General features: G+C 74.3%; 7 protein-coding genes and 1 pseudogene. 4 read left to right on the top strand and 4 right to left on the bottom strand.

The genetic code is table 11. The features are described from left to right. The first annotated feature begins 2 nt into the window (after positions 1–2). Complete coding sequence (locus tag AC07D6_RS29650; protein WP_479049517.1) at positions 3–1,343, top strand: carbohydrate ABC transporter permease; 1,341 nt, start codon at positions 3–5, stop codon at positions 1,341–1,343. Then, on the top strand, positions 1,343–2,266 hold the full coding sequence (locus AC07D6_RS29645; protein ID WP_479049515.1) for a carbohydrate ABC transporter permease: 924 nt from the start codon (positions 1,343–1,345) through the stop codon (positions 2,264–2,266). Before AC07D6_RS29650 ends, AC07D6_RS29645 begins: the two co-directional genes overlap by 1 nt. Positions 2,267–2,544: 278 nt before the next feature. Here the strand turns inward: AC07D6_RS29645 and AC07D6_RS29640 are convergent. Beyond that, positions 2,545–3,172 (bottom strand): annotated as a pseudogene (locus tag AC07D6_RS29640) (TetR-like C-terminal domain-containing protein). Positions 3,173–3,648: 476 nt separating this feature from the next. Between AC07D6_RS29640 and AC07D6_RS29635 the strand changes: the two are divergent. Next, entirely contained in the window at positions 3,649–4,914 is a 1,266-nt protein-coding gene (locus tag AC07D6_RS29635) for a glycosyltransferase 87 family protein (RefSeq protein WP_315876323.1), read from the top strand. Positions 4,915–5,099: 185 nt separating this feature from the next. Here the strand turns inward: AC07D6_RS29635 and AC07D6_RS29630 are convergent, their stop codons facing one another. The 3 genes from AC07D6_RS29630 to AC07D6_RS29620 all read right to left on the bottom strand — a co-directional run bounded on the left by AC07D6_RS29630 (position 5,100) and on the right by AC07D6_RS29620 (position 11,741). Further along, on the bottom strand, positions 5,100–10,034 hold the full coding sequence (locus AC07D6_RS29630; protein ID WP_479049513.1) for an NAD-glutamate dehydrogenase: 4,935 nt from the start codon (positions 10,032–10,034) through the stop codon (positions 5,100–5,102). A gap of 492 nt (positions 10,035–10,526) precedes the next feature. Then, positions 10,527–11,189 carry an HAD family hydrolase gene (locus tag AC07D6_RS29625; RefSeq protein ID WP_479049511.1) on the bottom strand — a complete coding sequence of 221 codons (663 nt, stop codon included), beginning with the start codon at positions 11,187–11,189 and terminating at the stop codon, positions 10,527–10,529. 45 nt (positions 11,190–11,234) lie between these two features. Beyond that, positions 11,235–11,741 carry a DUF6912 family protein gene (locus AC07D6_RS29620; protein ID WP_315876326.1) on the bottom strand — a complete coding sequence of 169 codons (507 nt, stop codon included), beginning with the start codon at positions 11,739–11,741 and terminating at the stop codon, positions 11,235–11,237. 642 nt (positions 11,742–12,383) lie between these two features. On the opposite strand from AC07D6_RS29620, the gene AC07D6_RS29615 reads away from it, so the two are divergent. After that, positions 12,384–12,791: an Rv3235 family protein gene (locus AC07D6_RS29615; protein WP_479049509.1), complete on the top strand. Its 408-nt coding sequence runs from the start codon at positions 12,384–12,386 to the stop codon at positions 12,789–12,791. Positions 12,792–13,151 lie beyond the last annotated feature (360 nt).

Raw genomic sequence — 13,151 nt, 5'->3', positions numbered from 1 at the left:
CCGTGGCAGCCGCTCCCCCGCTCCCGGCAGAGCAGCGGCACCGGCGGCCCGCCCGCAGGGGCGTGACGGGCACCCGCGGGCTGGTCGCCGCCGTGTTCCTGCTGCCCGCACTGGTGCTGCTGGGCGCGCTCGTCGTGTACCCGATCGGGTACTCCGTCCAGCGGTCCTTCTTCGACCGGGCCGGCACGGGCTTCGCCGGGCTGGACAACTACGTGGAGATCTTCACCGACGACACGATCCTGACGGCGGTGAGGAACAACGCGGTCTGGGTCGTCGTCGCCCCGACGGTGGCCACCGCCCTCGGCCTGGTCTTCGCCGTCCTGACGGAACGGGTCCGCTGGGGCACGGCGTTCAAGCTGGTCGTCTTCATGCCGATGGCGATCTCCATGCTGGCCGCCGGGATCATCTTCCGGCTCGTGTACGAGCAGGACCCCGACCGGGGCGTCGCGAACGCGGTGTGGGTCGGCGTCCACGACACGTTCGCCGAGTCGGCCGGGTACCCGAAGGCCCGCCCGCTGCCGGTGCACCCGCTCAAGCCGGCGGGCGGCGGCGCGTACGTGACGAAGGAACCGGTGCGGGCGGGAACGCCCGCGCGGTTGCCGCTCGTCGGCGTCGCACCCGGCAGGATGCCCGAGGACGCGCGGCCGGCGCACGAGCCGCGGCCGGCACCCGGCGCGGTCACGGGCACGGCGTGGCTGGACTTCACCAAGGGCGGCGGGGGCACCCCCAACACCGTCGACGCGAGGGAACTGGGCCTGAAGGGGCTGCGGATCGAGGCGGTGAAGGACGGGCGGGTCGTCGCGACGGCGACGGCGGCGGCGGACGGCTCGTTCACCCTGCCCGCGGCGGCGGACGGGGCCCTGCTGCGGCTGCCGGAGGCGAACTTCCGGGAGCCGTACAACGGCGTGGACTGGCTGGGCCCGGCGCTGGTGACGCCCGCCGTGATCGGCAGCTACGTCTGGATGTGGGCGGGCTTCGCGATGGTCCTCATCGCGGCGGGGCTCGCCGGTCTGCCGCGCGAACTGCTGGAGGCGGCGCGCGTGGACGGCGCCAACGAGTGGCAGGTGTTCCGCCGGGTGACGGTGCCGCTGCTCGCGCCGGTGCTGGCGGTGGTGCTGGTGACGCTGGTGATCAACGTGTTGAAGATCTTCGACCTGGTGTTCATCATCGCGCCGGGTTCGGTCCAGGACGACGCGAACGTGCTGGCGCTCCAGTTGTACCGCTCGTCCTTCGGCACGGACGCCCACCTGGGGGTCGGCAGCGCGATCTCGGTGCTGCTGTTGCTGCTGGTGATCCCGGTGATGTTCTTCAACGTCCGGCGCATCAGGAAGGCGGGGCGGTGATGGGGTCTCGTACGGTGAAGGCGTCCGGTACGGCACCGGGGTCCCGTACCGCGAAGGGGTCCCGTACGGCGCCGGTGTCCCGGGGGTCGCGGATCGCCTCCCACCTGGCCGGGGGCGCCACGCAGGTGTTCCTCGTGGTCGTCGCGCTGTTCTGGCTGATGCCCGCCGCCGGGCTGCTGCTGTCCTCCCTGCGGTCGCCGTCCGACATCAGCGAGAGCGGCTGGTGGAAGGTCTTCACCGCGCCGGCGCAGCTGACGGTCGACAACTACGCGGCGATCCTGCGCAACGACACGATCACCGACTCGCTGCTCTCCACGGTGATGATCACCGTCCCGGCGACGGTGCTCGTCGTCGTGGTCGGCTCGCTCGCCGGGTACGCGTTCGCGTGGATGGAGTTCCCGGGCCGGGACTGGTGGTTCCTGGCCGTGGTGGGCCTGCTGGTGGTGCCGGTGCAGGTGGCGCTCGTACCGGTGTCGAAGCTGTTCGGGGAGGTCGGCCTCTTCGAGACGACCCTGGGCGTGGTCCTGTTCCACACGGCCTTCGGACTGCCGTTCGCGATCTTCCTGTTGCGCAACTTCTTCGCGGAGATCCCGCGGGAGCTGCTGGAGGCCGCCCGGCTCGACGGGGCGGGCGAGATCCGGCTCTTCGCGCGCGTGGTGCTGCCGCTGGGCGGTCCGGCGATCGCGTCGCTCGGCATCTTCCAGTTCCTGTGGGTGTGGAACGACATGCTGGTCGCGCTGATCTTCGCCGATTCGGACGCCCCGCCGATCACGGTGGCGCTCCAGCAGCAGGTCCGCCAGTTCGGCAACAACATCGACGTGTTGGCGCCGGGCGCGTTCGTGTCGATGGTGGTGCCGCTGGCGGTGTTCTTCGCGTTCCAGCGGCAGTTCGTCTCGGGGGTGATGGCGGGGGCGGTGAAGTAGCGCCTCCCGCGCGGGCGGCGGGCCCTCGCGTACGGCCCGGGAGGGCCCGCGGCGCCGGGCGGGCGGCTCGCGGCGCCCCGCCCGGGACCCGTGCCCGGGACCCGTGCCCGGGGGGGCCGTGCCCGGGGGGTCCCTGCCTGGGGGGCCGTGCCTGGGGGCCGTGCCTGGGGGCCCCTGCTCGGGGGTCCGTGCCCGGGACCCGTGCCCGGGGGTCCGTGCCTGGGGGCCGTGCCCGGGGAGTCCCTGCCTGGGGGTCCGTGCCCGGGGATCCGGCCCCGTCAGGGCCGCAGGGCCGCCACCGCCGCCGCGGCGAGGCCGTCGAGGGACCCCTTCCGGCGGCCACGCGTCCCGTACGACCACCAGGCGCGGGTACAGCGGTCCCACGATCAGGTCGAGCGCCCGGTCGGCGCCGGCGCCCTCCCCCGGCTCCCCGCGCACGACCGCCTCGCGCACCACCCGCGCGCCGGCGCCGCGCCGGCTGTCGAGCGGCGTCGCCCGTACCGCCTCCGCGATCTCCGGGTGCCGTACCGCCTCCACCAGCGGGTCCGGGGCGCCCCGGGACGCCTCCGGGTGGCGCAGCGCGTAGGCGGCGGCCTCCAGCGGGGCGCGCACGTCCCCGGGGAGGGCGCCGGTCGCGGGGACGGGCAGCCGCTCGGCGGCGAACGCGGTCAGCAGGTCGAGCACCAGCGACGGCCTGGACTTCCAGCGCCGGTGGACGGCGGCCCTGTCGGCACCGGCCCGCCGGGCGACGCCCTCGGTGGACACGCGCGCGAAGCCGGCCGCGGCCGGCTCCTCGACGACGGCCGCGCGGATCGCCGCGGTCACGCCCTCCCGGAGCACGGCCGCCCCCGCGGGGGCGCGACGGGGGCCGCGGGCGGCGTCATGCCGGGGACCGTGGCGCGGCACCCACGTCACGACGGGACGCTCGCGTTCCGTCGTCGGCGCGCCCCGTCCCGGCGGGGCGGCGGTGCGGACGCGTCCCGGCGGGGCGACGGTACGGACGCGTCCCGGCGAGGGGCGCCGCGCCCGGCGAGTTCCGCGGGCCCGGCGGCGCGGCCGGGAGCGCGCCGCCGAGCCGCGCCGCGGCCCGTACGGCCCTCCCCGCCGACCACGACGACTCCGCGGTCCGGGAGACCGACGGTCGGAGGGCCGGCGACCGGTGATCGGTGGCGGAGCGCCCCGGCCGGAGCGCGGCCGGAGTCCGGCCGGGTCCCGAGGGGCGGCCCGTCCGACGCGGCCGTCACCGCGTACGGGGAAGAGCCCGCGCCGGCGCCGTCACCGCGTACGGGATGGAGCCCACGCCGGGCGCCCTTCCCCGCACCGTCACCCCGAAGCGCTAGATAAGGGGCAGATGGCCACAAAACTCACTATTGTTCGCGGGGATGACGACGCAACGGCTCAGCACCCCGCCCACGTTCAGCCGGCACCGTCTCCGCTTCCGGGAGCGGCGCCGGCCCGACCTCCCGCCCCTCCTCGCCGTCTGGGCGCTCAGCCGCGCCGCGATGCTGTGGCTGCTGGCGCACGACACGCTCGGCATCGGCGACGTCGGCAAGGAGGTCCACGTCCTCTACCGGCACTGGTACGAGCGGATCGCGAGCGGCGCCCTCCCCGCCGACGAGGCCACCTGGCAGTACCCGCCCGGCGCCGCCCTGGTGCTCCTCGCCCCGGGGACGGTGCCCGGACTGACGTACTTCCAGGGGTTCGTCGCGCTGGCCCTGCTCGCCGACGCCACCGTCCTCCTCGCCCTGGCCCGGGCCGGCGGGGACGGCGCCTGGTACTGGACCGGCGGCCTGCCCCTGCTGCTGCACACCCCGCTCGCCCGGTACGACCTGCCGGTCACCGCGCTGGCCGTGGCCGCCCTCCTCGCCGTGCGGGCCGGCCGGGCCCGGCTGGGCGGCGCGCTGGCGGGGCTCGGCGCGCTGGCGAAGGGCTGGCCGCTGCTCGTGTTGACCGGCACGACACCGGGGCCCGCCACGGGACGGGCCTGGAGGTCGGCGCTGGCCACCGCGCTGGGCGGGGCGGCGGTGCTGGCTGCGGTCTTCCCGCACACCCTGGACTTCCTGCGGCACCAGGGCGGCCGGGGCGTGCAGGTCGAGTCGGCCGGCGGGACGCTGCTGTCGCTGGCGCGCCTGGCGGGGTGGCAGGGCCGGGTCGTCTACCGGTACGGGGCGTTCGAGTTCGCCGGGCCGTACGTGGGGGCGGTCGCGGTGGTGTCCCTGCTGTGCACCGGGGCGGCCCTGCTGTGGCTGGTCGTGTGGCGGGTGCGGTCGCTGCACTGGTCGGACGCCACGCCCCTGGACGCGGCGCTGGCCGCCGTCCTGCTGGTCACCGTCACCAGTCGGGTGATCAGCCCCCAGTACCTGGTGTGGCTGCTGGGACTGGCGGCGGTGTGCCTGACGTCGCGGAACACCACGCAGCGCCCGGTCGCGCTGCTCCTGCTGCCGGCCGCCGCGCTGACCGCGTTCGCGTACCCACTGCTGTACGGGGAGGTGCTGGCGGTAACGCCGCTGGGCTGCCTGCTGATGCTGGTCCGCAACGGGCTGCTGGTCGCGGCGGCGCTGCTGTCGTGCCGGCTGCTGTGGGGGGAGTCGGCCCCGGACGTGCTGCGCGTGCCGTGGAGCACGGCGCGGGCGGTACGGACGCCGTAGGAAGGTGCCCCGCACGCGGACGGGACGGACACCGCAGGAAGGCACCCCGCCACACGGACCGTACGAGCACCACAGCAAGGCACCCCGTCACACGGCCAGTACGGACGGTACGAACACCACAGCAAGGCGCCCCGCCACGACCACGCGGTCGTTGGCGGGGCGCCCCGTCGGGCCGTACCGGCGGTTCAGCTGTGGGTGCGCAGCAGCGTCCGCATCGTCCGCATCGCCACCGACAGGTTCGCCAGGTCGAACGCGTCGGAGCCCTGGATCTCCTCCAGCGTCGTCCGCGCCCGCGCCAGCAGGGAGGCGTTCTTCTCCTCCCAGGCCGCGAACCGCTCCTCCGGCGTCGACGAGCCGTTCCCGGCGGACAGCACGTCGGAGGTGAGGGCGGCGTGCGCCGCGTACAGGTCCTCGCGGATCGCGGCGCGCGCCATCGACTGCCAGCGGTCGGCGCGCGGCAGCTCGATGATGCGGTCCATCAACTGGGTGATCTGCAGCCGGTCGGCGAGGTCGTAGTACACCTCGGCGACGGCCAGCGGTTCCTTGCCCGTGCGGTCGGCGATGGCGACGATGTCGAGCGTCGGGAACGCCGACGAGAACCCGGCGACCCGCGCGGCCAGCTCGTCGGGGACGCCCTCCCCGGTCAGCTCGGTGACCAGCCCCTCGTACCACTCGAGGTCGGCGCCGCGCAGCATCTTCGGCAGCTCGGTCCACACCTGCTCGACGCGGGCGCCGAAGAACTCGATCGTCTCGGCGAGCTGGAGCGGCTGCGGCCGGTTGTTGAGCAGCCAGCGCGTGCCGCGCTCGACGAGGCGGCGCGAGTGCAGCCGGATCCGGGTCTGGGTCTCGGCCGGGACCTGGTTGTCGAGCGCCTCGACGGCGTCCCAGACGGCGCCCAGGCCGAAGATGGCGCGGGCGGCGGTCTGCGCGCGGACGATCTCCGCGATCGACGCCCCGGTCTCCTCGCGGAGCCGGTGCAGGAACGTCGAGCCGCCGCTGTTGACCGTGTCGTTCACCAGGATCGTGGTGATGATCTCGCGGCGCAGGGCGTGCGCGTCGATCTGCTCGGGGAACTGCTCGCGCAGGGTCGTCGGGAAGTACGTGTGGAGCAGGGTCCGCAGGTACGGGTCGTCCGGCAGGTCGGTGGCGATCAGCTCCTCCGCCACCGTGATCTTGGTGTAGGCGAGCAGTACGGCCAGCTCGGGCTGGCTGAGCCCCTTGCCGCCGCCGAGCAGCTCGCGGATCTGCCGGTCGCTGGGGAGGAACTCCAGCTCCCGGTCGAGGTGCCCGTCGCTCTCCAGGCGGCGCAGGAACCGCTGGTGGGCGTGGAGGAGGGAGCCGGACTGGTGGACGGCGAGGGCGAGCGCCACGTTCTGCGCGTAGTTGTTGCGCAGCACCAGGGAGCCGACCTCGTCGGTCATCTCCGCGAGGATCCTGTTGCGCTGCTTGACGGTCATGTCGCCGTCCGCGACGAGCCCGTTCAGCAGGATCTTGATGTTGACCTCGTGGTCGGAGGTGTCGACGCCGGCGCTGTTGTCGATGGCGTCGGTGTTGACCTTGCCGCCCGTGCCCTCGGGACCGCCGGTGCGGGCGAACTCGATGCGGCCGAGCTGGGTGAGGCCCAGGTTGCCGCCCTCGCCGACGACCTTGACGCGCAGGTCCTCGCCGTTGACGCGGATGGCGTCGTTGGCCTTGTCGCCGACGTCGGCGTGCGTCTCGGTGGACGCCTTGACGTACGTGCCGATGCCGCCGTTCCACAGCAGGTCCACCGGCGCCTTGAGGACGGCCTTCATCAACTCGGCCGGGGTCAGCTTGGTGACGCCCTCGTCGATGCCGAGCGCCGCCCGCACGTGCGCGTTGATCGGGATGGACTTGGCCTGCCGCGAGTGGACGCCGCCGCCCGGGGAGAGCAGCTCGGGGTCGTAGTCGGCCCAGGAGCTGCGGGGCAGCTCGAACAGGCGGCGCCGCTCGGCGTACGAGACGGCCGCGTCCGGGTTCGGGTCGATGAAGATGTGCCGGTGGTCGAAGGCCGCGACGAGGCGGATGTGCTCGGACAGCAGCATGCCGTTGCCGAACACGTCGCCGGACATGTCGCCGACGCCGACGACGGTGAAGTCCTGCGTCTGCGTGTCGTGGCCCAGCTCCCGGAAGTGCCGCTTCACGGACTCCCAGGCGCCGCGCGCGGTGATGCCCATGCCCTTGTGGTCGTATCCGGCGGAGCCGCCGGACGCGAAGGCGTCACCGAGCCAGAAGCCGTACGCGACGGCGACCTCGTTGGCGATGTCGGAGAAGGTCGCGGTGCCCTTGTCGGCGGCGACGACCAGGTACGTGTCGTCCTCGTCGTGGCGGACCACGTCGGCGGGGGGCACGACCTCGCCGCCGACCAGGTTGTCGGTGATGTCGAGCAGCGCCGAGATGAACGTCCGGTACGAGGCGATGCCCTCCGCCAGCCACGCGTCGCGGTCGACGGACGGGTCGGGGAGCTGCTTGGCGACGAATCCGCCCTTCGCGCCGACCGGCACGATGACGGTGTTCTTCACCATCTGCGCCTTGACCAGGCCGAGGATCTCCGTGCGGAAGTCCTCGCGCCGGTCGGACCAGCGCAGACCGCCGCGCGCGACCTTGCCGAAGCGCAGGTGGACGCCCTCGACGCGCGGCGAGTACACCCAGATCTCGAACGCGGGGCGCGGCGCCGGCAGGTCGGGGATGGCCTGCGGGTCGAACTTCATCGACACGTACGCGTGCGGCCGGCCCTCGGCGTCCTTCTGGAAGAAGTTGGTCCGCAGGGTCGCCTTGATGACGGTGAGGAACGACCGCAGGATGCGGTCCTCGTCGAGCGACGCGACCTGGTCGAGGGCGCCGTCGAGCTCCTCCAGGATGCCGTCCGTCAGCTCCGTGCCGGCCCGCTGCCGCTCCGGTGCCATGCGCGCCTCGAACAGCGAGACGAGCAGCCGTGTCGTGTGGACGTTGTTGCGGAGGGTGTCCTCCATGTAGTCCTGGCTGAACGTCGACCCGGCCTGCCGCAGGTACTTGGCGTAGGCGCGCAGCACCATGGCCTGGCGCCACGTCAGCCCGGCGCTCAGGACGAGGGCGTTGAAGCCGTCGTTCTCGGCCTGCCCGGTCCAGGTCGCGGCGAACGCCTCCTGGAACCGCCCGCGGGCGTCGTCGCCCAGGTAGTCCGTGCCGACGGGAGCGGGCATGCGGAGCCCGAAGTCGTAGATCCAGGCGTGGGTGCGGTCGGCGCAGCGCAGCTCGTACGGGCGCTCGTCGACGACCTCGACGCCGAGCCGGTTGAGGACCGGCAGCACGGCGGAGAGGGAGACCTGCTCGCCCTTCTTGTAGATCTTGAAGCGGCGTTCGCCGGGGGCGGCGCCGACCGGCTCGTACAGGGACAGCGCGAAGTCCTCGCCGCCCCGGGTGAGCTGCTCCAGCTGGAGCACGTCCGCGACGGCGGAGCGCGGCGAGTGGTCGGCCTTGTAGCCCTCCGGGAAGGCGCTGCCGTAGCGGCGCAGGAGGTCGGCGGCGCGCTCCTCGCCGGTCTCGGCGTTGAGCGCGTCGCTGAAGCCGTCGGCCCAGGAACGGGCGGCCTCGGCGAGCCGGTTCTCGATGCGGTCGGCGTCGGCGTCGGTGAGCGGGGTGAGCGTGGTGCCCTGCGGGACGCGGACGACGAAGTGGAGGCGGGAGAGGACCGACTCGGTGTTCCAGGCGGTGAAGTCGACACTGGTGCCGCCGAGCTCCTCCTTCAGGATGTCGGTGAGCCGCTCGCGGACCGTGGTGTTGAAGCGGTCGCGCGGCAGGTAGACGAGGGCGGAGTAGTAGCGGCCGTACTCGTCCTGGCGCAGGTAGAGACGCAGCCGGCGGCGCTCCTGGAGGTACAGGACGCTGGTGGCGATGGACAGCAGTTGGTCGACGGGCGTCTGGAACAGCTCGTCGCGCGGGTACGTCTCCAGGATCTGCAGCAGGTCGCGGCCGTCGTGGCTGGCGGGCGAGAAGCCGGCCGCGTCGAGGACCTCGGAGACCTTGCGGCGGATGACGGGGACGCGCCGCACCGACTCGGTGTAGGCGGCGGACGAGAACAGGCCGAGGAAGCGGCGCTCCCCGACGACGTTGCCCTGCGCGTCGAACTTCTTGACGCCGATGTAGTCCAGGTACGACGGGCGGTGGACGGTGGCGCGGCTGTTGGCCTTGGTGAGGATGAGCAGTCTGTGCTCTCGGGCCTTGGCGCGGGCGTCGGCGGGCAGCCGGTTGAACGACGGGGACACCGGGTGGCCGTGGGCGTCGTCGCCGCTGTGGTGCGGGTCGGAGCGCAGGATGCCGAGGCCGGTGCCGGGCACGGCGGCGAGGGCGTCGCCGTCGACGAGGTTGTACTCGCGGTAGCCGAGGAACGTGAAGTGGTCGTCGGCGAGCCAGCGCAGCAGCTCGCGGGCCTCCTCGACCTCGCTGGGTCGCAGGTCGCCGGCGGTCGGCTCGTCCGCGAGGCTGTCGGCGAGGCGGAGCGCGGCGTCGCGCATCTTCTCCCAGTCCTCGACGGCCTCGCGGACGTCGGACAGGACGCGCAGCAGGTCGGCGGTGATCTGCTTGAGGTCGGCGCGGTCGGTCTCGCGGTCGATCTCCACGTGGATCCACGACTCGACGAGCGCGTCGTGCGGCCTGGCACGGCCGCCGGCCTCGGAGCCGGGGCCGGCGGAGACGAGCTCGATGAGCTTGCCGGTCACGTCGCGGCGGACGACGACCTGCGGGTGCACGACGAGGTGGATGCCGCGGTTCTGCCGGGACAGCTCGTTGGTGACCGAGTCGACGAGGAACGGCATGTCGTCGGTGACGACCTCGACGACGGAGTGGCTGCACGTCCAGCCGTTCTCCTCGACGGTCGGCGTGTGGACGCGGACGTTCGCCGTGCCCTGGGGGCGGTTCTCGGCCAGCCGGTAGTGGGAGAGCGCCGCGCCGAACACGTCGACCGGGTCGCGGTCGGTGAGGTCCTCGGGAGCGGTGTGCAGGTAGTAACGCTGGAGGTACTCGAGCACGGTGCCCGGGTCGGGCCTGTCCCCGGTCTCGTTCTCAGCTACCCGGGCGGCCCGTTCGAGCAGCTCGGCCTTGGCTTCGTCCAGCTTGGTCTGCATGTCCTCTGGCTCCTGTCGCGCGCCGTTGCGTGACGTAGGGGAAGGGTGCGGCATCACGTTCACGCTCCAACGCGGGGTATCCGCTCGGCGGGGACGTTATGCCTGAAGGGGGAAAGCCCGGATGATTGTCGGCCATTCTCGGCGGGGATGCCTTGGGCGGCGGGAAGACCGGGCAGGAAGGATCAGCAGCCGCCCGGGCACGAGGGCACACCGGGCACCGGCCGGGGGCTCCGCTGCCCCCAGGGCGTATAACGCTGATCACGGGTCCAGGCTATCGCTCCTCGCCCCGGGGCCGTCATGAGCTGTATGTGTACAAAAGACGGCCCCGAAGTTTGACGGTGTGGACAGCGGCAGGCGTACGGCCCGGCGGGCAAGCCGCCCAGGTCGGTACGAATCAAGCCACATCGGACCGTCGGGAACGTCCGGATGGGGAGCGTCCGGACGGGGGACGTCCAGATGTTCGGGCGGCGCCCCGCGCGGTGCCCTTCCGGGTCAGCCGACCAGGTCCTCGGCGACGGCGACGGCCTCCGCCAGCGTGTCGACCACGGGGACACCGGCGGCCTCCAGGCTGGTGCGACTGTGCGACCCGCCCGTGTACAGCACGGCCCGCGCGCCGACGTGGGCGGCGGCGATCGCGTCGTCGGCGGCGTCCCCGATGACCACGACCCGCTCGGGCGGGACCCCGTCGAGGGCCCGCAGGTGCCGCACCATGTGCTCGGCCTTGCCGGACGTGGAGTGGCCGGTGCGCCCGTCGACGCGGACGAACCACTTCTCGATGCCGTACTGCCGCACCAGCGGCACCAGGCGTTCGTGCGGCGCCAGCGACAGCAGCGACTGCGTCCGCCCGAACGCGCGCGCGGCCTCCAGCAGCTCGGCGGCGCCGTCGGTGAGCCCGCAGGCGTCGGCGCGCGCCCAGTAGTGCCGGTGGAACGCGCCGTCCATGAGGGCCCACTCCTCCTCGGTGGGGAGCCGGCCGAGCAGCCGCTCGTAGAAGAGGGGGACGGGCACGCAGTACAGCTCGCGGTACCGCTCCAGGGTGATCGGCGCCAGACCTATCTCCTCGAAGGCGGCGTTGGACGCCTCGATGACGGCGCCGGTGTCGTCGAGCAGAGTCCCGTTCCAGTCCCAGACCAGGTGCGCGCGGTGCTTCCCCATGTGAAGACCGTACCGGCAGGGTCCGACAAGCGGGGTCCCCGCCCGTCAGCCCACGAGGTGGGGGATCTCCTGCACGCCGTACCAGAGCAGTTCGTGGTCCTCGGCCCCGTCGACGGTGAACCGGGCGTCGTCGTCGCCCATGTCGGCCGCGCCGAGCGCGTCGGCGGCGGCGGTCACGTCGGCCTCGGCGTCGGCGGAGTCGGCGTGCACCGCGGCGGCCTTGGCCAGCGGCACGGGCCCGGCGACCCGCACCTCGCCGATCGACGCGGGGTCGAGGCCGCGGTCGGGGTCGGCGGTCGCGGCGCCGTCGGGGACGTCCACGGCGACGACCACCCGGCGGCGCGGGGCGTCCGGGTCGGCGGCGAGGAGGCGCAGGGAGGCTGCGGCGGCGCGGCTGAGCGCGGCGTACTCCAGCTCCTCGATGTCGTCGGAGACGTACCACTCGCGCAGCCCGGGCGTGACGGCGTACGCCGTGAGCGCGCCGGTGCCGAGGGTGCCGGTCCTGTGCGCCCGTGCGAGACCGGGGAGGGTCAGGGGAACGTACACGCGCATGACAGGCCGCTTTCGTAGTCGGAAGACGTGCCCAGGATACGTGCGGCGCTACCCCTTCGGGGGCTGGTATCGGACCCGTCCGGCGTCCACCGCGTGATGTCCCGACCCCGCGCCGGCCCGGGCGCGCCTTGGGCCGTGTCACCCGGATAGGTGATTCCCGGGGGGCGCGTCACCGGCTTGACGGGCCGTTGCGGGGCGGGCGGCGCCCCCGTAGAAGTGGGCCACCGCGAAGTTACTCCCGGGTAATCCCGGCTGACGGAAGGGACCACGCCGATGCCGCCCACCCCGATCCCTGCCCCCGCTTCCGCTCCCGCCCTCGCTCCCGAAGTACGGGCTCCCCGCGTCCCGGCGGCACGGGGCCCGGCCGACGGGGGTGGCGCCCACCGCCTGTGGAAGGCCCCGGAGGGGCTCGGCGCGAGCGCGGCCCGCGTCCGCAACGCCCCGGCTGCGGTCGCGGCCGGCAGCCCGTACCGGTTCCGCACGGCCCCGCGGCCCCACGTGCCCCGGACCGCCCCGCAGCCGGACCCGGCCACGGCCCCGGACCGTCCCACGGCCGCCCCGCGGCCAGCCGCGGCACCGGGCGGAGCCCGCCCCGCCGGGCGGCCGGCGCGCGCGGCGGGGCGGCCCGGCGGGCGGCGGGACGTGCGGCGCCCGGGCGGTTCCCGGCCGGGCACCCCGCGCCCGGGTGCCGGGCCGACGGCCGGCGCGCGTCCCCGCGTCCTGCCCCCGCACGTGGTGTTCGCCGAGCGGCTGCTGGCCGTGCTGACCGGGGAGCGGCCCGTGCACTGGATGCTGGGCCGGACGATCGGCGACGCGTACGAGCAACTGGTCCGCCTGGCCCCGGACAACCCCCTGCGGCCCGCCGCGGCCCGCCGGGCCCGCCCGGTCCTGCGCCACTGCGGCGGCGTCCCGCTCCGACCGGGCGTGGTCGAGGCGTACGCCAGCGTGGTGACGGACGCGCGGGTCCGGGCGATGGCGTTCCGCCTGGAGCAGGGGCCGGACCGCAGGTGGCGCTGCGCGGCGGTGGACCTGGGCCCCGCCGGCCCCTGACCGGGACCGCCCACGCCCTCGGCGGCCGGACGGCCGGGGCAGGGAGCGGAGGGGCGCCGCGCGGCCTTCCGGGCGGCCCCGCAGCGCGCCCTCGCCACCACCCGCACTAAGCGGCTGGGCCGCCCGCGAACGGCCCTCCACGGGGCACACAGGCCCGCGAGGAGTCACCGTGCCCGTCCAGGGACCGCGGTCGGGGACGTCGGGGCCGGCAGGGCCCCCTACGCGCGCGGAGGCGGGCTGCCGGGCAAGGGCACGGGATGGGGACGGGCGCGCGGGCGGCCCCTGCGCGCCGCGCGGAGGCGGACTGCTGTAACTCCGTAAGCCGGCTTACGGAGCGCGGGGCCCCTGCGCGCGCGAAGG

This window comes from Streptomyces sp. NPDC045287 (assembly GCF_056432325.1).
Note: the sequence above shows the minus strand (reverse complement) of the source record. Positions and strands in the feature narration are given on the sequence as shown.

Coding starts and splice junctions, on each gene's coding strand:
- AC07D6_RS29625 (WP_479049511.1), bottom strand. CDS start 11,189: ATGGGGAAGCACCGCGCGCACCTGGTCTGGGACTGGAACGGGACTCTG.
- AC07D6_RS29645 (WP_479049515.1), top strand. CDS start 1,343: ATGGGGTCTCGTACGGTGAAGGCGTCCGGTACGGCACCGGGGTCCCGT.
- AC07D6_RS29620 (WP_315876326.1), bottom strand. CDS start 11,741: ATGCGCGTGTACGTTCCCCTGACCCTCCCCGGTCTCGCACGGGCGCAC.
- AC07D6_RS29630 (WP_479049513.1), bottom strand. CDS start 10,034: ATGCAGACCAAGCTGGACGAAGCCAAGGCCGAGCTGCTCGAACGGGCC.
- AC07D6_RS29635 (WP_315876323.1), top strand. CDS start 3,649: ATGACGACGCAACGGCTCAGCACCCCGCCCACGTTCAGCCGGCACCGT.